A 23,050-nucleotide genomic window follows, 5' to 3' on the forward strand; every position below is an offset into this window, starting at 1 on the left:
CTCAGCCTCCGGCGATGGCAGTGAAAAGGTGGATCTCATCGCCGTCCTTGAGGCGGGTCTCTGGCCAGCGGCTGCGGGGCAGCACTGCACCGTTGAGGGCCACCGCCACCCCCTGGGGGGCAATCTCCTGCACCGCCAGCAGCTCGGTCAGGCGCTGGCCGGTGGGCAGCGTCAGTTCGATATCGTTCAATCGAATATTCATTGGTCATCCTTATGGCTGCCACACACCGGGCAAGCGGGATCGGCAGGCAGGCGCAGGGTCTGCCACTCATGGGCCAGGGCATCGAAGCGGCGCAGGGTGCCCGCCACCGGGCTGGGTCGCCCGAGCAGCAGTTTGAGCGCCTCCAGGGCCTGCAAGGAGCCCATCACTCCCACTAGCGGGCCGGTGACGCCGCTGCTCTGGCAGCTCTCCCTGATTTCGGTGTCCGCCGGGTAGAGACAGGCGTAGCAGGCATGTTCGGGGGCGCTGCGCACCATCAGTTGCCCTTGCCAGCCGACGGCGGCGGCGGAGATCCAGGGTTTCCCCTGGGCCACGCAGGCGGCGTTGATGGCATGGCGGCTGGCCAGGTTGTCGCAGCAGTCGACAACCAGATCCACCTCGGCCACGAAGGCTGGCAGGCTATGGGCGTCGAGACGCTGGTTGATGGCAATCAGCTCCACATGGGGGTTGTGAGCCGCCAACCGCTCCCGGGCCAGCTCGGCCTTGGAGCGGCGCAGCCCCTCCCCATCGAACAGGATCTGGCGCGGCAGGTTGCTGGAATCCACCACGTCGCCGTCGGCGAGCCACAGGGTGCCGACCCCGGCCCCGGCGAGATAGAGCGCCAGCGGCGAGCCGAGGCCACCCAAACCGACGATCAGCACCGACTTGCCCTTGAGCCGCGCCTGCCCCTCCTCCCCTATCTCGGCCAGCATCAGCTGGCGGCCATAGCGCAGATACTCTTCGTCACGAAGAGACACCTCGTCAGAGCGCATGTGCCACCTCCTGCGCCGCTATGGCGGAGCGCGCCGGATCCCCGGCCCCCACGGCCGTCAGCAATCGGGCCGTGGCCCCCTGCCAGTCGTCACTTCCTGTGATGGCGGAGACCAGGGCGATGCTGCCTACCCCGCTCTCCTTCACCGCCACTATGCGCTCCTCGCTAATGCCGCCGATGGCGACAGTGGGCCAGTCCTGCATCAGGGCGCGGTAGTGGTGCAGCCGCACCAGCCCCTGGGGGCGGGAGGGCATCTGCTTGGTGTTGGTGGGGAAGATATGACCCAGGGCTATGTAGGAGGGTGCCAACTCCCGGGCCCGCATCAGCTCGAAGTAGCCGTGGGTGGAGATGCCGAGGCGCAGACCAGCGGCCTGGATGGCGGCGAGATCTGCCGTCTCCATGTCCTCCTGCCCCAGATGCACCCCATAGGCACCGGCGGCTATGGCCTGCTGCCAGTAATCGTTGATAAAGAGCCGGGCCCCGAAGCGGCGACCGAGCGCCACCGCCTCGGCGATGGCTGGTGCTACCTCATCGGCGGACAGATCCTTGATGCGCAGTTGCAGTGTCTTGACCCCGGCTTCCAGCAACCGCGCCAGCCACTTGACCGAATCCACCACGGGGTAGAGGCCGAGACTCTGTTCGGTGGGGGCAAAGGGGCCCTGGAGCAGACGGGCCGCGCAGTCAGGACAGAGACCGAAACGACGGTCGAGGCTCGATCCCGCCAGCACGGCCCGGGGGAAGTGGGCGAGACTGACCGGCCAGCCGAGATGGGCGATGGGGCCGGGGCCAGCCCCCACCCCCTGCGCCCCTGCCAGCCCCTGCTGCAGATAGGCGCGGGCCAGGGTGATGGCGTCTTCGATCGGGTAATCCAGTGCCACCACGGCGGCGATGGCGCTGGCGTAACAGCAGCCGGTGCCGTGGCCGTGGCGGGTATCGAGCCGTGGCGCGGCCAGCCAGAACTCACGGCTCTCGTCCTGGTAGTAATCGAGGCAGAGATCCCCGCTCCACTCAAGGTGCCCCCCCTTGACCAGCACCGCCTTGGCGCCGAGTTCCCGCAGCCGGGCAGCCCCCGCCCGCACCAGCGCCGGGCTGGTCGCCGGAATGCCGGTCAGCGCCTCCAGCTCGGGGCCGTTGGGGGTGATGAGTGACAGACGGGGCAGCAGGTGCTCGCGCACCGCCGCCAGCATGTTGGGCTCCGCCATGGGGGTGCCGCTGCTGGCGATGGCGACCGGGTCATAGACCACGAAGGGAGCGTTTATCGTATCGAGCCGGCGGGCCAGCACCTCCACATGGAGCCGGGTCGGCAGCAGGCCTATCTTGATGGCGGCGGGTGGCAAGTCGACGCCGAGGGCGTCGATCTGGGCGGTGAAGCTCTGCATCAGCACAGGATCCACCATCTTCACCGCCACCGAATTTTGGGCCGTGATGGCGGAGATGACGGTGCAGCCGTGCACCCCGAGCGACTGCATAGTGTGCAGATCGGCCTGGATGCCGGCGCCGCCCCCGGAATCCGAACCGGCTATGGTCCAGACGATGGGCTTGGCTGCCGGTTGTGGCGCCATTGGCTTCATGCCTCTTCCTTGAGGTTGGCGGCTTGATGGTAAATTTCGCCCCCCTTCTCCTTGAACGTTTCCGCCATCCTGGCCATGCCGCTCTCGATTTCGGCCTGCTTGAAGGTCTCCGTCTCCTTGAAGGCTTCCGCCATGCGAGCCATGCCCGTCTCGACCTCGGCCTGCACCCGCTGCTGCTGGCCATTCATGTCCACCAGCTTCACCTCTATGGTCTCCAGCTTGGCGGCATCGAGTCTGGCGGCGTAGTCGCGCACGTCCTGGGTGATCTTCATGGAGCAGAACTTGGGGCCGCACATGGAACAGAAGTGCGCCACCTTGCCGGACTCCTGGGGCAGGGTCTCGTCGTGATAGGCACGGGCTGTCTCGGGATCCAGCGCCAGGTTGAACTGATCCTCCCAGCGGAACTCGAAGCGCGCCTTGGACATGGCGTTGTCGCGGATCTGGGCGCCCGGGTGACCCTTGGCGAGATCCGCAGCGTGGGCGGCAATCTTGTAGGTGATGAGGCCCTGTTTGACGTCCTCCTTGTTTGGCAGCCCCAGATGCTCCTTGGGGGTGACGTAGCAGAGCATGGCGCAACCGTACCAGCCGATCATGGCGGCACCTATGCCGGAGGTGAAGTGATCGTAGCCGGGGGCGATGTCGGTGGTGAGCGGGCCCAGGGTATAGAAGGGCGCCTCGTGGCAGTGCTCAAGCTGCTCGGTCATGTTGCGCTCGATCATGTGCATGGGCACGTGACCCGGCCCCTCGATCATCACCTGAACATCGTACTCCCAGGCAATTTTGGTGAGCTCCCCCAGGGTGCGCAGCTCGGCGAACTGCGCCTCGTCGTTGGCATCATAGATGGATCCCGGACGCAGGCCGTCGCCTAAGGAGAGCGCCACGTCATAGGCGGCGCAGATCTCGCAGATCTCGCGGAAATGCTCATAGAGGAAGCTCTCCTTGTGGTGGGAGAGGCACCATTTGGCCATGATGCTGCCGCCGCGCGAAACGATGCCGGTGAGGCGCTTGGCGGTCATGGGCACGTAGCGCAGCAGGACACCGGCGTGGATGGTGAAGTAGTCCACCCCCTGCTCGGCTTGTTCGAGCAAGGTGTCGCGGAACAGCTCCCAGGTGAGATCTTCTGCGATGCCGTTGGTCTTCTCCAGGGCCTGATAGATGGGCACTGTGCCGATGGGCACTGGGCTGTTGCGCAGTATCCACTCGCGGGTCTCGTGGATGTAGCGGCCGGTGGAGAGATCCATGACGGTGTCTGCGCCCCAGCGGGTGGACCAGACCAGCTTCTCCACCTCCTCCTCGATGCTGGAGGTGACCGCCGAGTTACCGATGTTGGCGTTGATCTTCACCAGGAAGTTGCGGCCGATGATCATGGGCTCGGCCTCCGGGTGGTTGATGTTGCTTGGGATAATGGCGCGGCCGGCGGCCACCTCGGCGCGCACGAATTCCGGGGTGATGTTTTCCGGCAGGCGGGCGCCGAAGCCCTGGCCGGGATGCTGGCGCAGCAGCAGCTCGGAGCGCACCCGCTCACGGCCCATGTTCTCGCGAATGGCGATGAACTCCATCTCCGGGGTGATCATGCCCTGACGGGCATAGTGCAGCTGGCTGACCCACTTGCCAGCCTTGGCGCGGCGCGCCTTGGGCAAGTTATCGAAGCGCAGGTGATCCAGCCCCTCGTCGGCGAGGCGCTCCTGGGTGAAGTGGGAACTCAGCCCCTCCAGGGATTCGGTGTCGCCCCGCTCCAGGATCCACTGTTCACGCAGACGCGGCAGACCGCGGCGCACGTCGATCTCGGCCAGCTCGTCACCATAGGCACCCGAGGTGTCATAGACCGGCACGGATTCATTGGCTTCGAACTTGGGGTGCTCCTCGCTGCCACCGATGAAGGTATCGGCCAGGGCGATCTCCCGCAGCCCCACCCGGATGTCTGGGCGCGAGCCCTGGATGAAGATGCGTCTGGAGTTGGGGTGGGCCATGCCCTTCAAGTTATCGATAAAGCGCTGGGCGCTGGCGCGTTGCTGACGACGGCTGGCGACGGCTGGCTTGATCTGTTCAGATACGGCGTTTTCTGAAACGGACTCTGCTTCTGGTGCGGACTGGATGGGGGTAGACATAGCAAAACTCACATTAACTGGTTGAAGTTATGGGTGTTTGCTTGTCTGGAGTTCGAGGAGAAGTGATGAACCTGTGGGTGAGATGTGCTTCAAGAGGGAGCGAGCCCGGGAGCTGTGCCTCCCGGCTCTGCTGCCTGGATCCCCCCTGTTCGGGCGGGCCGTGCGGCGCCGCGATGGACAGGCTGGACGGGACAGACTCCCTCTTGTGCGCCCTGACTCATCGCGGATTGACCCTTCGATGAGCGGGAGAGGCTTGTCCCTCTCCCCGCGCGGCAACCCACTGGTTACCCTTGTTTCCCTTCGCAGGTTCTAGCCTGATCAGGTTCCACGGATCCCGAATTAACGGTCTCAGCTTCGCGTCGTTCGACGGTCGGCACTCCGACAAGATGGCGCCAGTATAGGTGGGGAAATGGAAAGCACAAGCCTTTAACAACTCCGATCTCTGGCGAGCGGGGTCTACTCCTCCGGATTGGGGATCAATATCTCAAGCAGCCGCCCGTCGGCATCCCGACTCAACACCAGACGGCGACCCTGTTGCAGATCGGCGGGCCCGCCGTTCACCCAGCGGGTACCGGCATCAAACACCAGCACACCCAGCTGCTGCATCAGCAGGCTCTCTCCTGCGGTAGCGACCAGCCTGTCCTCCGCCCGCAGCCACTGGCTGCGCTGGGCTGGGTCCGGCGCTGTGGCGAGCACCCTGACCTGCTCGGCCACCCCGCACTGGCTCTGGATGGCGAGGTGCATGCCGGGCCTGAGCTCATCAAATTGATCTACGCCGCGTAGATCGGCGGTGCCGAGTTCCAGATCAGCCCCCTGAAACTGCAGGCGGATGCCATCGTTGTGCTCCAGCTCCACCAGCCAGAGTTCGGCGGCCCGGGGAGCAGCATTGATCAACGGTACCAGTAGCAGCAGCGAAAGAGGGGAGAAGGTCGCCATATAACAATGCCCATGCAGGAACAGGATCCAAGCATGGGCATGAAAGAGGTAACTCGCTAAGTTAACCGAGACTCATCGGATCAGTCATCCCGACGGCAATTGCTCAGCAGGTTGCCATCGAAACGGCACTCCAGCTCGGCCCACTGCCCTTCGAAGGGCGCCAGAGAGCCATCAGCCGCGGAGTAGCCCCACTGCTTGCCACCCGTGACCTGACCCAGCAGATCCAGCTCGCCATCCTCGCTGTCGGGCTCGATCTCGCGCACCAGATTCAGACCGCTGCTGACGATGCCATCGAGTTCGACCCAGCGACCGTCCAGGTTATCCCGGGTCAGGCCATCTTCGAATCGGGTCAGTTCATCGACCTCGAAGGGGATGCCATTGATGGCCAACTGACCCTCATGCCAGTCAGCCAGGCCGGACAGTTTGAACTGCTGCCCCTGGGTCGGAGCTGGCTGGCCGTCATCATCGAATTCTATCTCGGTCGCCATCAACCCGGCGCTACCTTGTTTGACCTCGACCTCCACCTCGACCCCGACCACCAGATCGGCGCTGCTGCCCCCCTCGAAGCGAGTCTGGGAGGTCACCCGGACCTGACGCTGGCGATCGAGCTCCAGCAGACCACTGAGGGGATCGAAGTACTGGACCCGTCCCTCGATCTCGCTCTGATCCGGCAGGCTGTCCTGATCCTCCAGATCCAGCTCACTGGCCTGCATCATATTCGCCTCCAGGCGGCCGAAGGCCTCGACCCAGCGTCCCTCCTGCACGGGGCCATCTTCTATGGTCGCCCCCTGATAACTCACTTGGATCTCCCCCAGCATGAAGGTCTGGGCGGCACTGTCCAGCCCCTGGATCCGGTTCTCCACCTCGATCCAGACGGGGGCGGTATCGAGTGCCGACATCTCCCGCGTCACCACTCTACCCTGGCTGTCGTAATCGCCAAATACCATGACCCAGTTGCCTGCGCTCAGACTGGACTCAATATTATCCAATACAACCCCATTGACGCTCCAGACTGCTGCGGCTCGTGCCGCAGCCCCACGGGCAACGGGGGTCGCTGAGTCCATGACCAACTGGCCGGTCAGCAGCGGGTTGAGGCTCACGCTATCGGCCTGCTCACCCCGGGCAACAACCTCTACATCCATGCCGATCTGCAAGGGTTCGGTCCAGAGGTCCTGGCCGTAACGTACCTCGGCACCAGACAGGCTGAACCATTGACCGTTAATCAGGATCCGTTCGCCACTCACCTCTTCGATGGCGCCACTGACCACCCGGCTGCTGGCCTGCACCGGCGGGGTTGGCTGGCTGTCACCACTATCACCACTGTCACCACCGCCGCCGCCGCAGGCGCTCAGTCCCAATCCCAGTAATATGGCCACCCATGGCTTCATTCCGGCTCTTTTCATCATCTTGTTATATCCTGCTTGATCATTGAATAGGGTCAGGATGTAACAGAGGGCGTGAAGAAAGTGTGAAACCCTAGTCATCCTCCCGACACTGGCTCAGACGCTGGCCATCGAAGCGACACTCCAGCTCCAGCCAACGCCCTTCAAACGGAGTCAGACTGCCATCCGAGGTGATGTAGCCCCAGATCCGCCCTTGTGCGACCGGCCCTTCCAACTCCATCTCATGCTTTTCTTCCAGCGGCTCCACCTCGCGGACCAGCCGCCTATCTCCCTCGATCACGCCTTCCAGATCGATCCAGGTGCCACCGAGATCGTCTTCGTCCAGACCGTCCTTGAAGCGGGTCTGCTCATCGATCACGAAGGGAATGCCATTGACCATCAACTGGCCCAGTTGCCAGGTAGTACGACCGGTCAGCTTGAACTCGGCCGACTGTGCAGTGCCAAGTGGCAACAAGATCAGCAGCAGGAGAGCACAGAGAGACTTCTTCATCGGGGATCCTCGGGGTTACACTGCCATACAGGATGCCTTATCCGGTGTGAAATAGCCGTGAAATATCGGTCAAGATCAGGAGCTCAACCCATGAAAATATTGGTGGTGGAAGACAATCCCCAGGTGGCAGAAACCATCATGGATTATCTGGCGCTAGCGGGGCACAGCATGGACTGTGCCTATCACGGCCAGGCCGCCCTGCAACTGCTGACCGAGCAGCGCTTCGACGTCATCATCATGGATGTGATGATGCCGCGCCTCGATGGGCTGAGCACGGTCGAGCGGCTGCGGGCCGATGGCAACGCCACCCCGGTATTGTTCCTCACCGCCCGTGACAGCCTGGATGACAAGCTGGCCGGCTTTCGAGCGGGCGGCGATGACTATCTGGTCAAGCCGTTTGCCATGGAGGAGCTGGAAGTTCGGCTTCAGGCGCTGGCGCTGCGGGGTGCCCGAGTCGATGTGGGACAGCTCAGCTTCGGCGACCTCAAGGTGGATCCCGCCAACGGCCTCGCCACCCGGGCTGGCGTGACGCTGAGACTCGGCAAGATCCCGTTCCAGATCCTCACCCATCTGGTGCGTCGCGCGCCAGCGCTGGTGAGCCGCCAGGAACTGCTCGACAACGTCTGGGGGGATGAGGAGCCCGATTCCGATGCCCTGCGCAGCCACATCTACGCCCTGCGCAACGCCCTCGACAAGCCCTTCCCCAGCCCCATGCTGGAAACCCTGCACGGTCAGGGTTACCGCTTGGTCACCCCATGAATCACGCAGACCCGCGCCCTGTCAGCCCGTGGCCTGGGGTCATGACCTCATTCAGCAAGGTGACAAGATGAGCCTGCCCAGTTTACGCCGTCGCCTGATCCTGAGCCTGAGCACGGCGGGTCTGTTGCTGCTGACCCTCATCAGCCTGCTGATGGTGGTGGCCGAAGACAAGATGGAAGAGCTGAGCCTGCAGCACTGGCTGGAAGCCGAAGTCACCCGCTACAACGATGACTGGTTGCGACTCGGGTTGGCGGCCCCGGCCCCCAGCCCGCGCCAATTCTCCAGCTACTGGACCGAGCGGGGTCGCCTGCCAGCCTGGCTCAAACCCTATCAGAGCCCGGGCTTCTTCGAACACCAGCTGGGGGAGGAGGACAAGCACTTCCTGGTGCGCGCCCACCCCTCGGGCCAGGGCCTGCTCTATCTGGTGTTCAATGACGATGCCGATGACTATCTGGATCCTTACGAAGACAAGTTGCATCTGACCACCCGCCTGATCGGGCTGGCCCTGCTGCTGGGTTGTATCGGCTTTGGCATCTGGCTGGTGCGCCTGATCTCCGGGCCCCTTGAGCGATTGCAGCAGAGGGTCGCCCACCTCACCCCGGGCAGCGAGGATTTCATCCCCGACGCCCCCTGGCAGGAGCTGCGGGACATAGAGCAGGCACTGCTGGCTGGCAAGCAGGAGGTGGCCGCCGTGTTCGCCCGGGAGCAGGAGTTCAGCCGCTTCGCCAGCCACGAGCTGCGCACCCCCAACATGGTGATCCAGGGCTCGGCCGCCCTGCTCGGCAAGGTAACAGACTTGCCCGCCCCCGCCGCCCGGGCCACCAGCCGCATTCGCGCCGCCAGCGAGGAGATGGCGCTACTGACCGACACTTTCCTGCTGCTGGGTCGCAAGGAGGCGGTGGAGCGCTCAGCTCAGCGCGTCGCGCCGCTGATCCAGCGGGAGCTGGCCCGCCTCGCCCCCCTGCTGCAACGCGAGCCCCTGGATATCCGCCTCGACCTCGATGCCCGGAGCGAAGTGCAGGCCCCCCTCTCCCTGCTCGCCATTGCCCTTGGCAACCTGCTCAAGAATGCCCTGAGCTATGCCGAGGGCCACATCGAGATAGTGCTCAAGGGGGATCATCTCACCATCAGCAACCCCACGGCAGCGGCGCCGGATCAGATCCTCGGCTACGGCTGCGGCCTCACCATCATAACGCGCATCTGCGATAAGCTCGGCTGGCAGATAACAACCCGCCTGGAACAGGGGCTGTTTTGCGCCAGCCTGCGGATGAGCGACACCCGGCAGGTTAGCCCGCGCGAGATGCCACCGCCTTCACCATAAAAAGAGGCGCCCCAGGGCGCCTCTTCTGCACATGACGTCAAGGGCGGGTACTCAGGAGAGCGCCAGGCCGACGGAGAGCAACAGACTGTAGAGAAACGCGCTGATGGCGGTCTTCTTGAGGGCGCCAGTCAACACCTCACCGTCATAGCTCTGGCGCAGGGTGCGCGCGGCATCGGTGAGCGGCTTGAGGGCGGGCAGGAAGATCCAGGGCCAGAGGCTGGCAGGCTGAATCAGCAGAAAAGCCATGGTGGCGAGCAATGCCGCCCCCAGCAGGCTCCAGTGGTAGCCGATGGCACGGTTGCGACCGAGCCGCACCGCCAGGGTGATCTTGCCGCTGGCGGCGTCCGTCTCGATGTCGCGCACGTTGTTGATGTTGAGCACGGCGGTGGCCAGCAGGCCGCAGGCGGTGGCGGGCAGCAGCAGATCCCACTGCAGGCTCTGGGTGAACAGATAGTAGGAGCCGAGCACACCGAGCAGACCGAAGAAGAGGAACACCGAAATATCGCCGAAGCCGCGATAGCCATAAGGGGTCTTGCCGACCGTGTAGGTGATGGCCGCGATGATGGCGGCCCCCCCCAGACCGACGAAGGCGAGGATCTGCAGCCACTGCTCACCGAAGACAGTGATCAACAGGGCGAGGCCGCTCACCACGGCGGCCAAAGCGGTCAGCCCCATGGCCAGACACATCTGCTGCCTGGTGATCAGTCCGGAGACCACGGCGCGCTGGGGGCCGATCCGCTCGCCATTGTCCGCCCCTGAGACAGCATCGCCATAGTCATTGGCCAGATTGGAGAGGATCTGCAGCAAAATGGCGGTCAGCAGGGAGAGCACCATGATGCCGAGATCGAAGGCGCCACGACTGGCGGCCAGGCCCGACCCCAGCAAGATGGAAGAGCAGGCCAGGGGCAGGGTTCGCAAACGCGCCGCCAACAACCACACAGAGAAGGTATTTGTCATATTTTGATGGCCAAACAATCAGATATTGATCGTGTTAAGGGTTATCGAAACGGATTTGGGTATACTTGCCAGCCTGGGAGCCGGGCTCCCTCGGGCAATGTACATGGATGAATGGGCAGATAATATATAGGAATAATCGCCCTTTTGGCATCAACCAGCGGCCGACACCCGCCCATTAGACCGCTACCCCAAGGCTCGGATACGAAATCCATGTTGGCTCAGACCCATATCAAGGAACAACTGGACGCCCTGCGTCACGACAAGGCCTGCGGCCTGGCAAGAGTGCGCGTGGCCATTGAAGTGGACTCTTTCCTCGGCTGGCTCAACGCCCAGACCCTGTACCCACGCATCTACTGGCATGCCAGGGGAAGTGATAAACCCCACTATGTGGCCCTGGGTTGCATCCACGAACTGACCGGATCCGAGCAGATCCAGCAGACCTTTGCCCATGACCATCAGGATGAGAGCCCGCGCTATTACGGCGGTCTCGCCTTCGATCCCAGGCAGCATGACTGGCAGGGCTTTGGCTCCTGTCGCTTCGTGCTGCCACGCATCGAGCTGATACGCCGGGGCGAATGCACCCAGCTCTGCCTCAATCTCTGGTTCGATGAACACAACCGGGAAGCCGAGCTGGACAGCGCCATCGCAGCCCTCGCCAGCCTGCAACCCGAAGCGCCTCTGCCGCCCCTGCTGCCCCAGCAGTGGCAACGCCACGACAGCCCGGATTTCCCCCAGTGGCAAACGCTGGTGGCGGCGGTCACCGCCCCCGATTTCCAGGCGCAAACCCCGAAGGTGGTGCTCTCCCGGGAGAGCCGGCTCGAGGGGGCCAGGGTCAATCCCTGGAGCCTGCTGGCAAGCTGGACGCTGCAGGCCGAGGAGTGCTTCCAGTTCGGTTTCCAGTTCGAACCAGAGCAGGCCTTTATCGCCTGCTCCCCCGAGCGTCTCTATCGCCGGGAGCAGCACCACCTCTATACCGAAGCGCTGGCGGGCACCATACGCCGCTGCGGTGACGAGGCGGCGGATGCCCTGCTCGCCGCCGAGCTGATGGGCGATGGCAAGAACCGGCTCGAGAATCGCCTGGTGCAGGCCGACATACTGCAACGCCTCGCGCCCCTGACCCATGACGCCACCCTGACCGAGCCTCGCGTACTGAAGTTGCGGCTGCTGCAACACCTCAAGTGCGACATCGAGGCCGAATTGCATCCCGCCGTGAGCGACGGGCAACTGCTGGCGGCCCTGCACCCGACCCCGGCGGTGGGCGGTGCCCCCCGGGAAGCCGCCCTGCGCTTTATCCGCGACCATGAACCCCATGCTCGCGGCTGGTATGCGGGCGCCTGTGGCATGCTGAGCCGGGAAACCTCGGAATTCAGCGTCGCCATTCGCAGCGCCCTGATCAGGCCCCAAACGGTCACCTTGTTCGCCGGGGCAGGCATAGTCGCAGGGTCAGAGCCTGCCGCCGAGTGGGCCGAACTCGACAACAAGATAGCCAACGTCCTGTCCCTGCTGGGATAGCACCAACCCCCATAGCGAGAGCCTCATGTTCGCGAGCCGTCATGCCACCTTCAATCACGTCTGGTCCTCCCTCCTGCTGGAGGAGCTCCATCGCCTCGGGGTACGCGACCTGGCGCTGGCCGCCGGATCACGCTCGGCACCGCTGACCATGGCGGCGGCGGCCCACCCCGGCTTTCGCCGTCACCTGCACTTCGACGAGCGGGGACTGGGCTTCATGGCCCTGGGGCTGGCCAAGGGCAGTGGCCGCCCGGTTGCCATCATCACCACCTCGGGCACGGCGGTGGCCAACCTCTGGCCCGCGGTGGCGGAAGCCCAGCTGACCGGGGTGCCCCTGATCCTGCTGACCGCGGATCGCCCCCCGGAGCTCATCGACAACGGCGCCAATCAGGCCATAGATCAGCAGGGCATCTTCGCTCGCTACCCCGTCTATCAACAGAACCTGCCGAGCCCAAGCCCGACCATCCCCGCCGCCTTCGTGCTGAGCTCGGTGGATCAGGCCCTGGCCAGGCAGGCGCTGACCCCTGGGCCGGTGCACTTCAACTGCATGTACCCAGAGCCCCTCTATCCGGGGGATGAGTATCTCGATGTCAGCGATTATCTGGCTCCGCTCGGAGACTGGTTGCAGTCGGATCGGCCCTGGAGCCCCTGGCAGACGAGTGACACCCCCTGCCCGGCCCAGCCGAATTGGTCTGAATGGAGTACCAAGCGAGGCATCATCGTCGCCGGTCGCATCGAGGATCCCGCGCAGGCCAGCGCCATCGCCGCCCTGAGCGAGCGGCTCGGCTGGCCGCTATTGGCGGATCTGCAGAGCCAGCTCCACTTCGATGGCCGCAATCTCGGTCACCATGATCTGGCCCTGCAAGATGACCATTTTCGTGCCGAGCTGGCCCGGGCCGAGGTGTTGCTGCAATTTGGCGCCCGCCTCATCTCAAAACGGCTCGGTCAGTTTATCAAGAGCCACCCCTGGCAGGATTACTGGCTCATCGACCCCCAACCGGCCAGGCTCGATCCCGACTATCGGCTGCGCCGCCGCCTGCTCTGCTCCCCCGCCGCCTTCATGGCCGCCCACCCCCAACCCTCGGGTCATGCCCCCTGGCACCGACTGCACGACGTGCAGCACGCCAGCAGCCAGAAGATAGCCGCCGCCTGCGATCGCTTCTCCGAACTCGGTGTGTGTCACCGCCTGGGGTCGCTCATCGAGGGGCAGCTGTTTGTCGGCAACAGCATGCCAGCCCGGCTGATGGACATGCTCGGCGAAACGGGCAAGGGCCCCTGCCGGGTGATGACCAATCGCGGCGCCTCCGGCATCGATGGCCTGATCGCCACCGCCTACGGTTTCGCCCAGACCAGCCCCGAGCCCACCACCCTGCTCATCGGCGATCTCAGCGCCCTGCACGATCTCAACAGTCTGGCCCTGCTCACCAAGGCGCAGGCCCCCCTGGTGGTCATCATTCTCAACAACGATGGCGGCAGCATATTTCGCATGCTGCCCGTGCCCAGGGGCGAGCTGCTGGAGCATTACTACTGCCTGCCCCACGGACTGGGCTTTGCCCAGGCCGCCGCCATGTTTGGCCTCGGCTATCATGCCCCGACCACATTGGCGGAATTTGAACATGCCTATGTTGCCGCCTTGGAAAACCGCCCTCGGGAAAACGGCGCAATCCTGATTGAAATCAAGGTACCGAGCCGCGAAGTGGCCGAGGATCTCCATGCTCTGGGGGTGCAGATCCGTGGTCACTGAGCCGCTGTCCGCCGACAGGGTGCCCCTGGTACTGCTCCATGGGCTGCTCGGCGATGGCCGCGACTGGCAGCCGGTGATGGATGCCCTGCCAGCATGCCAGATGATTGCGCTGGACTTGCCCGGCCATGGTGGCAATCGGGGGCTCGGAGTGAATGGCTTCGAGCAGGCTGATCAGTGGCTGTGCGCTGCGCTGCGGGCGAGGGGCATCTCCCGTTACCGGCTGGTGGGTTACTCCCTCGGCGGTCGGCTCGCCCTCTATCACGCCAGCCAGCAGCCTGCCGGTCTGTGCGCGCTGCTGCTGGAGAACAGCCACCCGGGCCTGCCCCTGGCGATGCGCGCGGCCCGCATCGCCCACGACGAGGGCTGGGCCAGACGCTTTGACACTGAACCTCTGGCCCAGGTGCTGGCAGACTGGTATCGCCAGGAGGTGTTTGCGGATCTTGATGAAGGACAAAGAGAGCGGCAGCGAGCCAGACGACTCGGCAATGACGGTCGCGCCGTCGCCGCCATGCTCAGAGCCACCTCCCTCGGTCAGCAGCCAGATCTGGCACCCTGGTTGGCAGCCACCCCGTTGCCGGTCGCATATCTCTCCGGCCAACGGGATCGGAAATTTCACAATCTGGCTTGCCAGCTGGGGAGCCAGAACCCCAGAATCAGACACTTGACGCTGGATGGCGGCCATAATCTGCACGCCAGCCAACCCGCGCAATTTGCCCGGATCCTCAGGGAGTGGGCAGGACAACAACGAGAAGAGAGCACAGATGATTGAAGCAATGACGGAAGCGGAACTGTACGCCCCCATTGAGTGGCAGGATTGTTCTGCCGGTTACGAGGACATCCTCTATCACAAGTCTCAGGATGGCATCGCCAAGATCACCATCAATCGCCCCCAGGTGCGCAACGCCTTCCGCCCCCGCACCGTCAAGGAGATGCTGCAGGCCCTGGCCGATGCCCGTTACGACGATCATATCGGTACCATCATCCTGACCGGCTTCGGTGAGAAGGCATTCTGCGCCGGTGGCGACCAGAAGATCCGGGGCGACTACGGTGGCTATCAGGATGACGAAGGCACCCATCACCTCAACGTGCTCGACTTCCAGCGCGACATCCGCACCTGCCCCAAACCCGTGGTCGCCATGGTGGCCGGTTATGCGGTCGGCGGTGGCCACGTGCTGCACATGATGTGCGATTTGACCGTCGCGGCGGACAACGCCCAGTTCGGCCAGACCGGCCCCAAGGTCGGCTCCTTCGACGGCGGCTGGGGTGCCTCCTACATGGCCCGCATCGTCGGCCAGAAGAAGGCGCGCGAGATCTGGTTCCTGTGCCGCATGTACGATGCTAACCAAGCCCTCGACATGGGGCTGGTCAATACCGTGGTACCCCTGGCCGAGCTGGAGCGCGAGACGGTGCGCTGGTGCCGGGAGATGCTGCAAAACAGCCCCATGGCCCTGCGCTGCCTGAAAGCGGCCCTCAATGCCGACTGCGACGGTCAGGCCGGTCTGCAGGAGCTGGCGGGCAATGCCACCATGCTGTTCTACATGACCGAAGAGGGTCAGGAGGGTCGCAACGCCTTCAACGAGAAACGCCGCCCCGACTTCTCCAAATACAAGCGCAACCCCTGATGAGATATGCCCTGTACCGCTACCAGCTCCCCTTTACCCAGCCCCTGAGCTTCCACGGCCGGGTCGAGTCGGTGCGCCAGGGCCTGTTGCTGCGCACCCCCCTGGGTTGGGGCGAGATAGCCCCCCTGCCCGGCTTCTCCCAGGAATCCCTGGCCGAGGCCGAAACGGAGGCCAGAGCCTGCCTGGAGCAGCTGGCCCGGGGGGAGACACCGGCCCCGCGCCTGCCCTCGGTGCAGTTCGGTTTTGACTGCGCGCGCCGCCACTGGCCCGCGCAGGACAAGCCGCTGCCCGAGCCTTATCCGCTGATCCAGGGCGCCCCCCAGGATCTGCTCAAGCACTGGAAGGAGTGGCTGCACCAGACGCCGGCCAAAGCCAAGCTGAAGGTGGCCCGCTATCCCATGCGCGACGAGCTGGCGCTGATCCGCCTGCTGCTCGACCGGCGCCCCACTCTCAATCTCGTGCTGGATGCCAACCAGGGTTGGACCCGGGAAGAGGCCTGGGCCTTCTGCGGCCACCTGGATCCAAACCGCATCGAATACCTGGAAGATCCCTGCGCCAGCTTCGAGGATATCGCCTTCGTCGCCAGCCGTACCGGCATGCCCATCGCCCTCGACGAGTTGCTGGTACAGGGCAAACCCTGGCAACCCATCCCCCAACTCAAGGCGCTGGTGCTCAAGCCCATGCTGCTCGGGGCGCTGGCCAACAGCGAGGCACTGGTGGCCCGGGCCCGCGAACTGCGGCTGAAAGTGATCGTCTCATCCTGCTTCGAGTCGGGAGTGGGGCTGGGTCAACTGGCCCGCCTCGCCGCCGAGTGGGCGCCGGATCAGGCCCCGGGTCTGGACACCCGCCGCTGGCTCGCCAGCGATCTGCTGGGGGCAGATGGCGAGCCCGATCCCGCCTGCCTGGAGACTCTGTACCTGCGTGATTGAACAACCCCCCTCGACTCACTGCCCGGTACGCCACTGGGCTGGGCTAGCCCCGACCCGCATCGCCATTCATGCCGCCACCCCGCTCAGCTATCGGCAACTCGATGAGCGACTCAACAGTCTCTGCCAACAGCTGGCACAAGCGGGAATCCACAGAGGGGATCACTTGGCCGCCTTGGTGCGCGGCGCCCTGGACGATGTGCTGCTGGCATGGGCCTGTGTGCGCAGCGGCATTCTGTTTTGTCCCCTCAATCCGGCCTTTCCCCTTGCCAGACAAGGGGAGCTGGCCCATCAGCTGGCCGCGACCGCCTTCTGGTCGGCAGATGAGACACCGGCTGGCCCATGGCAATCGCTCAGGCTGGATTTCAACCATGCACTTCCCGCCACCGGCCAGACCCTCTCATGGGATCCCGATGGGCTGAACAACATGGTGCTCACCTCGGGGTCCAGCGGCACCCCCAAGGCGGTGGTGCATCGCCTCGCCAATCACCTCGCCTCGGCCCGGGGCTCGGCCAGCCTGATCCCCCTCGATGGCGACTGTGGCTGGCTGCTCTCCCTGCCGCTGTTTCACGTGGGCGGCTACGCCATCCTGTTTCGGGTCTTCCTGGCGGGGGCCAGTCTGGTGCTTGACGATCGCAGCCAGTCCCTCAAGGAGCGCCTCGAACGCCTGCCCATCACCCACCTCTCCCTGGTGCCGACCCAGCTCTGGCGCCTGCTGGCGCAAGGCTTCGACCCCGCCCGCACCCGTTTGCGCGAACTGCTGCTCGGCGGCGCCGCCATCCCGCAGCCGCTGGTGAACCGTCTCACTGCCATGGGCTTTACCCCCAAGTCGAGCTATGGCCTCTCCGAGATGGGCAGTCAGGTCTGCACCGGCCAGCCTGCCGCAGCGGGCGTGGTCGGCTTGCCCCTGCCCGGGCGGGAAGTCTGCATCCAGCAAGACGAGATCTGCGTGCGCGGCGACACCCTGTTTGCCGGTTATTTCAGGGAGGGGGGGCTGGAACGCCCCCTGGATGAGGAGGGCTGGTTCCACACCCGGGACAAGGGCCACTTCAACGCGGACGGGGAACTGGTGGTGGAGGGGCGGCTCGACAACCTGTTTATCTCCGGGGGCGAAAACATCCAGCCCGAGACCATAGAGCAGCGACTGGTGGATCACGGCGCCGTGGCCCAGGCGCTGGTGGTGCCCATCCCGGATGAGGAATGGGGCCAGCGCCCCGCCGCCTTCATCGACTGGCACGGCGAGCCCGTGCCCCACGCCGAACTGGCCGCCTGGATCAGGCAGGCGTTACCCGGCTTTATGGTGCCGGACCGCTGGCTGCCCTGGCCGGATCTCGGCGGCAGCCTGAAACCCTCCCGCACCCTGCTCGCCCGGAGCCTGCAAGCCGGGGACTGAGAACGCCCCCCAAATGGCGCTGAGTCCTTGCTATCACGCCAGCCCCTTATGGGGCTCATTTTGTTATTAACCAGATTAAATACATGATTTATAAGACCAAGATGGTCAGTTGATACCCTTTTGGGGCCCTGTACATTGCCCGCGCTAACCACGCAGACAATAACGCAAAGGGATAACCATGAACTATCTGGGTACAAGGCTGCTGCTCCTGGCAGCCCCCGGCCTGCTCGCCACCTCGGCACTGGCCAACTACTCCCCCGACTGGCAAGAGTACCGGCTGAACGGTGAATCCAGCCGCCAGCTGAGCGATCGGGTCACCGAAGTGACCTACGAACTGAGCGCTCGCGATGACAATGCCCCCTATCAGCAACTGCGGGTCTACCGCCGCTTCGACTGGAACGATAGCGACCTCAGTGCTCTGGCGGAGCAAGCCTGCGGCAAGCCCCAGCTCAAGGTCGAGCAGGGCTGGCAGATCCGCTATCGCCACTGCGAGCAGGTGGTGCCTTTGGGCAAGGCCATCCCGGCCAGCAGCTATGACTTTGGCTACGGCCTGAAACAGGGCCGCTGGGAGCCGCTGACGGGCACCCCGACCGCCCCGCGTCAGGACAGTCTGCCGCTCCCCGAGCGCATCATACTGGGTCACAGCGAGCAGGAGCTGGATCGCTGCGAGCTCAATACCGAGGGGCGCTGCGCCGAGCAGCTTTGGCAGTACCAGCCCCGAGACTGGCAACAGCTCAGCGTGCTGGAGGAGACCCCAAATGAGCGGGACGGCCGCCTCGAGCAGATCTTTTTCCGCCTGCAACCGGTGCCAGGCAGTCAGGCCGCCAGCCAGGTCCGCGAGCTGCACCTCTGGCGCCAGTACAGCTGGCAGCTGGACGAAACCAGGGCACAACAGGAGTGCGATGAGCCCCAGACCCGCCAGGAGGGGGACAACACCATCAGCTACCGGGTGTGCCGCCAGACCCTGCCCGCCGGCAGCGAGGTGCAGGTGGTGCTCAAAGACAGCGGCTATCAATTCCCGGTCGGTGGCAGCGAGTGGCAGGCCCTGCCGGAAACCGACGAATGGCAGGAGAGTCGGGTGCTCAATCGCCCCATAGTGCTGGCCAGCAAGGAGGAGCAGCTCGATTGCCACCGCGCCGATGGCCGCCCCTGCGCCGAGCCGGAGCAGCCGGGCACGGATCTGCTGGATGCCGAGGCCGCCAGGATAGTGCAGGATGCCAGCGGCCAGCCCGCTCCCGTCTGGCAGGAAAACTATGGCCACGACGACCGCAAGCTGCTGGCGGTGTCGCGGGGCATGCAGAGTCTGCTGGCGGCCAATCAGCCCGCCCATCCGGCCATGAAGCTGCTGCTGGAATATGTGCGCGCCCACAACTATCACAACCATGGCAAGCACAAGGAGGATGGCCCGGCCGCCGCCGAGGCGCTGGCTGAAGCCCTGACCGCGCTAGGCGCCCATCCGCTGCTCTACCCGGAGCAGGCCAGCGATGAGGTAGGCGCCGTCATGGGCGCCTGGAGCATAGCCCTCCATGGCCAGTTCAAGAGCCCGGCGCTGCAGAGCCGTTTCGGCACCCTGCTCGGCCAGTTCAACCAGATGCTGGCTTATAGCACCCGCCACGCCAGCGAGATCAATGGTCAGCATGCCTGGGCCACCGGCCTGTTCGATCTGCTCAACTTCCTCGACTTCGCCAGTGACCATAGCGACGCCTTCGCCGCCGACTTCCGCCAGCAGGATGGCGAGCTGCGCAAACAGCTGCACGCCCTCGGCATGAGCGAGCTCGCCTTGTGGCAAGGACGGGACGGAGCGGATCTGTTCCTGCTCAACAACGTGCTCGATGCCTATACCCGCCTCTACCGGGTCGCCCGTCATACCCGTCCGGACGAGAGCGAAGGCTATCGCACCCTGCTGGATGGCTCAGTCATCGCGCTCATCCGTCATCACGGCCTGATCCCGGGTGGCCAGCAGAGCCAGACGCTGCTGGACGACATGTCGCTGACCCTCTCCACCTACTACCTGACCTACACGGATCGCACCGGCGAGGCCTGCATCAGCGGTGACTTTGCCGGACTCTGCACCCCGATCCGGCTGGAGGATGTGCTGCCGTTCGAGCACACCTGCTCGCCGACCCTGCGCCTGCGGGCCCAGCAGCTGAGCCAGGCCGAGGCCGACGGCATCTGCCGCGAGCTGGGGGCCGAGGAGCTGCAGTTCCATCGGCAGCTGGAAACCGGCTGGCAGCCGGTGGCGGACGATCTCAACGAGGCACTGGAGCTGGTGATCTTCGACTCCTCCGCCGACTGGAAGCGCTACGGCAGCGCCCTGTTTGGTGGTGTCTCCACCGACAACGGCGGCATCTACATCGAAGGGGATCCGGCCCGTCCCGGCAACCAGGCCCGCTTCTTCGCCTATGAGGCCGAGTGGAAGCGCCCGGCCTTCCAGGTGTGGAACCTGCGCCACGAGTACGTGCACTATCTGGATGGTCGCTTCAACCAGTACGGCAGCTTCGGCCACTACCCCCTCAACCGCACCACCTGGTGGTCGGAAGGGTTGGCGGAGTTCATCGCCCACGGTCAGTGCTTCGCCCGTGGCATGGACAACGTCGCCGGTCGCCCGGCGGCCGAACGACCGAGCCTGGCCGACATACTGCATCTGGATTACGACAAGGGGGGCGAGCTGGTCTACTCATGGTCCTATACGGTGCATCGCTTCCTCAGCGAGACAGGGCGCGGCGCCAGCTGGCTGGCCATGGCCCGGGCCCTGCGCAACCCGAATCAGCAGCAGGCGATGAGCGACTTCGAGGCCGAGCTGGATGCGCTTATCGCAAGCGACAGCGAGGCCTACCAGCAGTGGCTCGGCCGCGAGTTGCTGCCCTGGTGGGAGTCCAACAAGGAGTCCGACGAGTGCAAGGCGAACGACTCCGCTCATTGAGGATGAGGGTTAGCAAACAGGGGCAGCCATCGCTGCCCCTTTGCACAAGTTTCGTACTCTATCAAGGGGTTAGAAACGATGTGCTGCGACAGGTACAGGCTGCTGCCCACTCGAATAAGGCCATTGCCCATGACGGGGGCAACCAAGATGTAATAGAATGACGGCCACGCTGTTTCACCCTCAAGCCAGACTCTGACCGCCCATGACGAAGCTTCGCAAGATACTGCTCATCTGCCTCTGCCTGTTGCTGGGCTCTGCCGCCCTGCTGCTGGTTTACGGGGAGTGGGCCGTGTCCGGGAGCCGTCAATACACCTATGACGATGTCGACAAGGTGCCCTACAACAGAGTGGCCCTGGTGCTTGGCACCTCCAGATACCTGGTCGGCGGCGGCACCAATCAATATTTCCAGACCCGGATCAAGGCGGCGAGCGCGCTCTATAACAACGGCAAGGTGGACTACATCCTGGTCTCAGGTGACAACGCAACCCTGCAGTACAACGAGCCGCGCCAGATGCGCCGCGCCCTGATCAAGGCGGGGATTCCCGCCAAAGCCATCTATAGCGATTACGCCGGTTTTCGCACCCTGGACTCCATGGTGCGCGCCAGGGAGGTGTTCGGTCAGGATCGCTTCACCGTGGTCTCCCAAGCCTTCCACAATGAACGCGCCATCTTCATCGCCCGCCACTTCGGCATAGAGGCGGTTGGCTTCAATGCCGAAGATCCCAGCGCCTACCAGGGCATCCGCACCCGTGTGCGTGAAGTCTTCGCCCGGCTGATGGGGCTGCTCGATCTCTATATCCTCGACAAGGGCCCCAAGTTTCTCGGTCAGCCTGTCAATATTGGCGAGCCTATCCCCTGTCGCCCGCTCAGCACCCTGGGGCTGAGCCAGCCCTGCCTGCCGCTGCCAACCGAGCCCCTGGCCAGTGGCGAGCAGGTGCTGATCCCGCCTTCGGCGGCGAGTGCAACCCAGGCCGAGTGACCCGGTTCACACCCTTGCAGCCATTGGCCAGCAACAAGCTGATCCCGCCTTCGGCGGCGAGTGCGACCCAGGTCGAATGACCCGGTTCACTCCCTTGCTACCCTTGCTGCCATTGGCCAGCAACACGCTGATCCCGCCTTCGGCGGCGAGTGCGACCCAGGTCGAGTGACCCGGTTCACGCCCTTGCAGCCATTGGCCAGCAACAAGCTGATCCCGCCTTCGGCGGCGAGTGCGACTCTGGCCGATTGATTCGACTCAATGCCATCAGCTAGCAAGAGAAAGACCCGCCTCGGCGGGTCTTGCTATATGGACTCACAGCAGACTTGGCACTGCCTGCTTAACGTGCCAATGCCTGTCGATAATGCTCTGCCACCTGCGGCCAGTCGATCACCTCATAGAAGGCGGCAATGTAGTCCGGGCGCTTGTTCTGGTACTTGAGGTAGTAGGCATGCTCCCACACATCCAGACCCAGCACCGGGGTCAATCCCAGCATCAGCGGGCTATCCTGGTTGGCGCTGCTCTCGACCTGCAACTTGCCAGCCGGGGTGACCACCAGCCAGGCCCAGCCACTGCCAAAGCGGGTTAGAGCCGCCTGGGTGAACAACTTGGTGAACCCTTCGAAGCCGCCGAGATCCCGCTCGATGGCCACCAGCAACTCCCCCTCTGGCAGGCCGCCCCCCTGAGGGCTCATCACCTGCCAGAACAGGCTGTGGTTGGCGTGGCCGCCACCATGATTGCGCACCGCACCTTGCAGGCTGGCGGGCAGGCTGTCGATGCCGCGCAGCAGCTGCTCGAGGGGCCTGTCTGCCCACTCAGGCGCAGTGGCCAGGGCGGCGTTGAGACCGTTCACATAGGTTTGATGGTGGCGGCTGTGATGGATCTCCATGGTGAGCGCATCCAGGTGGGGCTCGAGTGCATCATAGGCATAGGGCAGAGCGGGCAGGACATGATTCATGGCAACTCCTTGCGACTGGGTAATGGGCGATCAATGAAGAGTGTGGGCGCTGCGCCCCTGACAATGGCACTGGTCGAGGCAGGCCTGGATGACGACGTTGGGTCCCCGTTTGCGCAGGAAGGCAAGCAGCTCCATCTGGGTGTGGCGACTGTGATTGAGGGCCGCCACCCTGAGTGCGTTGCGACAAGAGGGTGAATGGGACAGCTGCAGCAGTTGTTGATGAGCCTGACAGAGCAAGGTGGTGGCATTCGACTCCTCCCCCATGGCCATCATCAGGTCGGCCAGGTTATGACAGGCGACGACCAGGGCGGCAACCACCTCATTCGCATCCTGCCAGCTCAACAACTGCTGCTCGGCCAGGCGCAGGGCCTGCCGGTAACCAGGCAGAGCCGCCAGGTGATTGCCCTCGGCAAAGTGGTGATTCGCCAGCCGGGTATGTTGCCGCCACTGGGCCATGGGATCCTGTCTCGCCATCTCTGCTCC

Annotated in this window: 20 protein-coding genes and 1 riboswitch; of the genes, 10 read left to right on the top strand and 10 right to left on the bottom strand. The window is 64.4% G+C overall.

The genetic code is table 11. From position 1 onward, the window contains the following. Position 1: 1 nt before the first annotated feature. The 7 genes from thiS to M2367_RS17505 form a co-directional block, all read right to left on the bottom strand. On the bottom strand, positions 2-202 hold the full coding sequence (thiS, locus tag M2367_RS17475) for a sulfur carrier protein ThiS (protein ID WP_224431855.1): 201 nt from the start codon (positions 200-202) through the stop codon (positions 2-4). Further along, entirely contained in the window at positions 199-972 is a 774-nt protein-coding gene (locus M2367_RS17480; protein WP_259237432.1) for a HesA/MoeB/ThiF family protein, read from the bottom strand. Before M2367_RS17480 ends, thiS begins: the two co-directional genes overlap by 4 nt. Further along, positions 962-2,542 carry a thiamine phosphate synthase gene (gene thiE / locus M2367_RS17485; protein WP_259237436.1) on the bottom strand — a complete coding sequence of 527 codons (1,581 nt, stop codon included), beginning with the start codon at positions 2,540-2,542 and terminating at the stop codon, positions 962-964. The genes M2367_RS17480 and thiE overlap by 11 nt, the downstream gene beginning before the upstream one ends. Further along, positions 2,539-4,650, bottom strand: coding sequence for a phosphomethylpyrimidine synthase ThiC (thiC, locus tag M2367_RS17490; RefSeq protein ID WP_310504083.1), 2,112 nt, complete (start codon positions 4,648-4,650; stop codon positions 2,539-2,541). Before thiC ends, thiE begins: the two co-directional genes overlap by 4 nt. Positions 4,651-4,927: 277 nt before the next feature. Continuing rightward, positions 4,928-5,041: riboswitch (TPP riboswitch) on the bottom strand. Between the two features lie 65 nt (positions 5,042-5,106). Continuing rightward, positions 5,107-5,586: a hypothetical protein gene (locus M2367_RS17495; protein ID WP_259237438.1), complete on the bottom strand. Its 480-nt coding sequence runs from the start codon at positions 5,584-5,586 to the stop codon at positions 5,107-5,109. An 80-nt stretch (positions 5,587-5,666) separates the two neighbouring features. Beyond that, entirely contained in the window at positions 5,667-6,974 is a 1,308-nt protein-coding gene (locus tag M2367_RS17500) for a DUF5666 domain-containing protein (protein WP_259237441.1), read from the bottom strand. An 88-nt stretch (positions 6,975-7,062) separates the two neighbouring features. Next, entirely contained in the window at positions 7,063-7,479 is a 417-nt protein-coding gene (locus M2367_RS17505; protein WP_259237443.1) for a hypothetical protein, read from the bottom strand. A 90-nt stretch (positions 7,480-7,569) separates the two neighbouring features. On the opposite strand from M2367_RS17505, the gene M2367_RS17510 reads away from it, so the two are divergent. After that, positions 7,570-8,238, top strand: coding sequence for a response regulator transcription factor (locus M2367_RS17510; RefSeq protein ID WP_259237444.1), 669 nt, complete (start codon positions 7,570-7,572; stop codon positions 8,236-8,238). A gap of 67 nt (positions 8,239-8,305) precedes the next feature. Further along, the gene (locus tag M2367_RS17515; protein ID WP_259237445.1) at positions 8,306-9,559 is read left to right on the top strand and encodes a HAMP domain-containing sensor histidine kinase; all 1,254 of its coding nucleotides are present in this window, start codon (positions 8,306-8,308) and stop codon (positions 9,557-9,559) included. A gap of 51 nt (positions 9,560-9,610) precedes the next feature. Here M2367_RS17515 and M2367_RS17520 read toward each other — a convergent pair whose 3' ends face one another. Next, complete coding sequence (locus M2367_RS17520) at positions 9,611-10,516, bottom strand: 1,4-dihydroxy-2-naphthoate polyprenyltransferase (protein WP_259237446.1); 906 nt, start codon at positions 10,514-10,516, stop codon at positions 9,611-9,613. Positions 10,517-10,726: 210 nt separating this feature from the next. Here M2367_RS17520 and M2367_RS17525 point away from each other — a divergent pair, with 210 nt between their 5' ends. From M2367_RS17525 to M2367_RS17560, 8 genes are all read left to right on the top strand, one after another. Then, positions 10,727-12,028: an isochorismate synthase MenF gene (locus tag M2367_RS17525; RefSeq protein ID WP_259237447.1), complete on the top strand. Its 1,302-nt coding sequence runs from the start codon at positions 10,727-10,729 to the stop codon at positions 12,026-12,028. A 25-nt stretch (positions 12,029-12,053) separates the two neighbouring features. Beyond that, on the top strand, positions 12,054-13,769 hold the full coding sequence (gene menD / locus M2367_RS17530; RefSeq protein ID WP_259237448.1) for a 2-succinyl-5-enolpyruvyl-6-hydroxy-3-cyclohexene-1-carboxylic-acid synthase: 1,716 nt from the start codon (positions 12,054-12,056) through the stop codon (positions 13,767-13,769). Continuing rightward, positions 13,738-14,538 carry a 2-succinyl-6-hydroxy-2,4-cyclohexadiene-1-carboxylate synthase gene (gene menH, locus M2367_RS17535; protein WP_259237449.1) on the top strand — a complete coding sequence of 267 codons (801 nt, stop codon included), beginning with the start codon at positions 13,738-13,740 and terminating at the stop codon, positions 14,536-14,538. Before menD ends, menH begins: the two co-directional genes overlap by 32 nt. Next, positions 14,531-15,391 (top strand): 1,4-dihydroxy-2-naphthoyl-CoA synthase, encoded by an 861-nt coding sequence (gene menB, locus M2367_RS17540; RefSeq protein WP_404972806.1) that lies wholly within the window; start codon positions 14,531-14,533, stop codon positions 15,389-15,391. The genes menH and menB overlap by 8 nt, the downstream gene beginning before the upstream one ends. Then, complete coding sequence (gene menC, locus M2367_RS17545) at positions 15,391-16,320, top strand: o-succinylbenzoate synthase (protein ID WP_259237450.1); 930 nt, start codon at positions 15,391-15,393, stop codon at positions 16,318-16,320. Before menB ends, menC begins: the two co-directional genes overlap by 1 nt. Then, the gene (locus M2367_RS17550) at positions 16,313-17,710 is read left to right on the top strand and encodes an AMP-binding protein (RefSeq protein WP_259237452.1); all 1,398 of its coding nucleotides are present in this window, start codon (positions 16,313-16,315) and stop codon (positions 17,708-17,710) included. The genes menC and M2367_RS17550 overlap by 8 nt, the downstream gene beginning before the upstream one ends. A gap of 178 nt (positions 17,711-17,888) precedes the next feature. Next, positions 17,889-20,633, top strand: coding sequence for a collagenase (locus tag M2367_RS17555; protein ID WP_259237454.1), 2,745 nt, complete (start codon positions 17,889-17,891; stop codon positions 20,631-20,633). Between the two features lie 202 nt (positions 20,634-20,835). Continuing rightward, positions 20,836-21,612: a vancomycin high temperature exclusion protein gene (locus M2367_RS17560; protein WP_259237456.1), complete on the top strand. Its 777-nt coding sequence runs from the start codon at positions 20,836-20,838 to the stop codon at positions 21,610-21,612. A 337-nt stretch (positions 21,613-21,949) separates the two neighbouring features. On the opposite strand, the gene M2367_RS17565 is transcribed toward M2367_RS17560, so the two are convergent. Continuing rightward, positions 21,950-22,567, bottom strand: coding sequence for a superoxide dismutase (locus M2367_RS17565; protein WP_042039985.1), 618 nt, complete (start codon positions 22,565-22,567; stop codon positions 21,950-21,952). A 30-nt stretch (positions 22,568-22,597) separates the two neighbouring features. Then, positions 22,598-23,041, bottom strand: coding sequence for a DUF2753 domain-containing protein (locus M2367_RS17570; RefSeq protein WP_259237459.1), 444 nt, complete (start codon positions 23,039-23,041; stop codon positions 22,598-22,600). Between the last annotated feature and the right edge of the window lie 9 nt (positions 23,042-23,050).

This window comes from Aeromonas sp. BIGb0445, assembly GCF_024809075.1.
GTDB lineage: Bacteria > Pseudomonadota > Gammaproteobacteria > Enterobacterales > Aeromonadaceae > Aeromonas > Aeromonas rivuli.

Excerpts from the sequence above, each read along its gene's own strand:
- thiC (WP_310504083.1), bottom strand. The coding sequence starts at position 4,650 with ATGTCTACCCCCATCCAGTCCGCACCAGAAGCAGAGTCCGTTTCAGAA.
- M2367_RS17555 (WP_259237454.1), top strand. The coding sequence starts at position 17,889 with ATGAACTATCTGGGTACAAGGCTGCTGCTCCTGGCAGCCCCCGGCCTG.
- M2367_RS17560 (WP_259237456.1), top strand. The coding sequence starts at position 20,836 with ATGACGAAGCTTCGCAAGATACTGCTCATCTGCCTCTGCCTGTTGCTG.
- M2367_RS17570 (WP_259237459.1), bottom strand. The coding sequence starts at position 23,041 with ATGGCGAGACAGGATCCCATGGCCCAGTGGCGGCAACATACCCGGCTG.
- M2367_RS17565 (WP_042039985.1), bottom strand. The coding sequence starts at position 22,567 with ATGAATCATGTCCTGCCCGCTCTGCCCTATGCCTATGATGCACTCGAG.
- menB (WP_404972806.1), top strand. The coding sequence starts at position 14,531 with ATGATTGAAGCAATGACGGAAGCGGAACTGTACGCCCCCATTGAGTGG.
- M2367_RS17510 (WP_259237444.1), top strand. The coding sequence starts at position 7,570 with ATGAAAATATTGGTGGTGGAAGACAATCCCCAGGTGGCAGAAACCATC.
- M2367_RS17520 (WP_259237446.1), bottom strand. The coding sequence starts at position 10,516 with ATGACAAATACCTTCTCTGTGTGGTTGTTGGCGGCGCGTTTGCGAACC.
- M2367_RS17515 (WP_259237445.1), top strand. The coding sequence starts at position 8,306 with ATGAGCCTGCCCAGTTTACGCCGTCGCCTGATCCTGAGCCTGAGCACG.
- menC (WP_259237450.1), top strand. The coding sequence starts at position 15,391 with ATGAGATATGCCCTGTACCGCTACCAGCTCCCCTTTACCCAGCCCCTG.
- M2367_RS17525 (WP_259237447.1), top strand. The coding sequence starts at position 10,727 with ATGTTGGCTCAGACCCATATCAAGGAACAACTGGACGCCCTGCGTCAC.
- M2367_RS17500 (WP_259237441.1), bottom strand. The coding sequence starts at position 6,974 with ATGAAGCCATGGGTGGCCATATTACTGGGATTGGGACTGAGCGCCTGC.
- menH (WP_259237449.1), top strand. The coding sequence starts at position 13,738 with ATGCTCTGGGGGTGCAGATCCGTGGTCACTGAGCCGCTGTCCGCCGAC.
- thiE (WP_259237436.1), bottom strand. The coding sequence starts at position 2,542 with ATGAAGCCAATGGCGCCACAACCGGCAGCCAAGCCCATCGTCTGGACC.
- M2367_RS17495 (WP_259237438.1), bottom strand. The coding sequence starts at position 5,586 with ATGGCGACCTTCTCCCCTCTTTCGCTGCTGCTACTGGTACCGTTGATC.
- thiS (WP_224431855.1), bottom strand. The coding sequence starts at position 202 with ATGAATATTCGATTGAACGATATCGAACTGACGCTGCCCACCGGCCAG.
- M2367_RS17480 (WP_259237432.1), bottom strand. The coding sequence starts at position 972 with ATGCGCTCTGACGAGGTGTCTCTTCGTGACGAAGAGTATCTGCGCTAT.
- M2367_RS17505 (WP_259237443.1), bottom strand. The coding sequence starts at position 7,479 with ATGAAGAAGTCTCTCTGTGCTCTCCTGCTGCTGATCTTGTTGCCACTT.
- menD (WP_259237448.1), top strand. The coding sequence starts at position 12,054 with ATGTTCGCGAGCCGTCATGCCACCTTCAATCACGTCTGGTCCTCCCTC.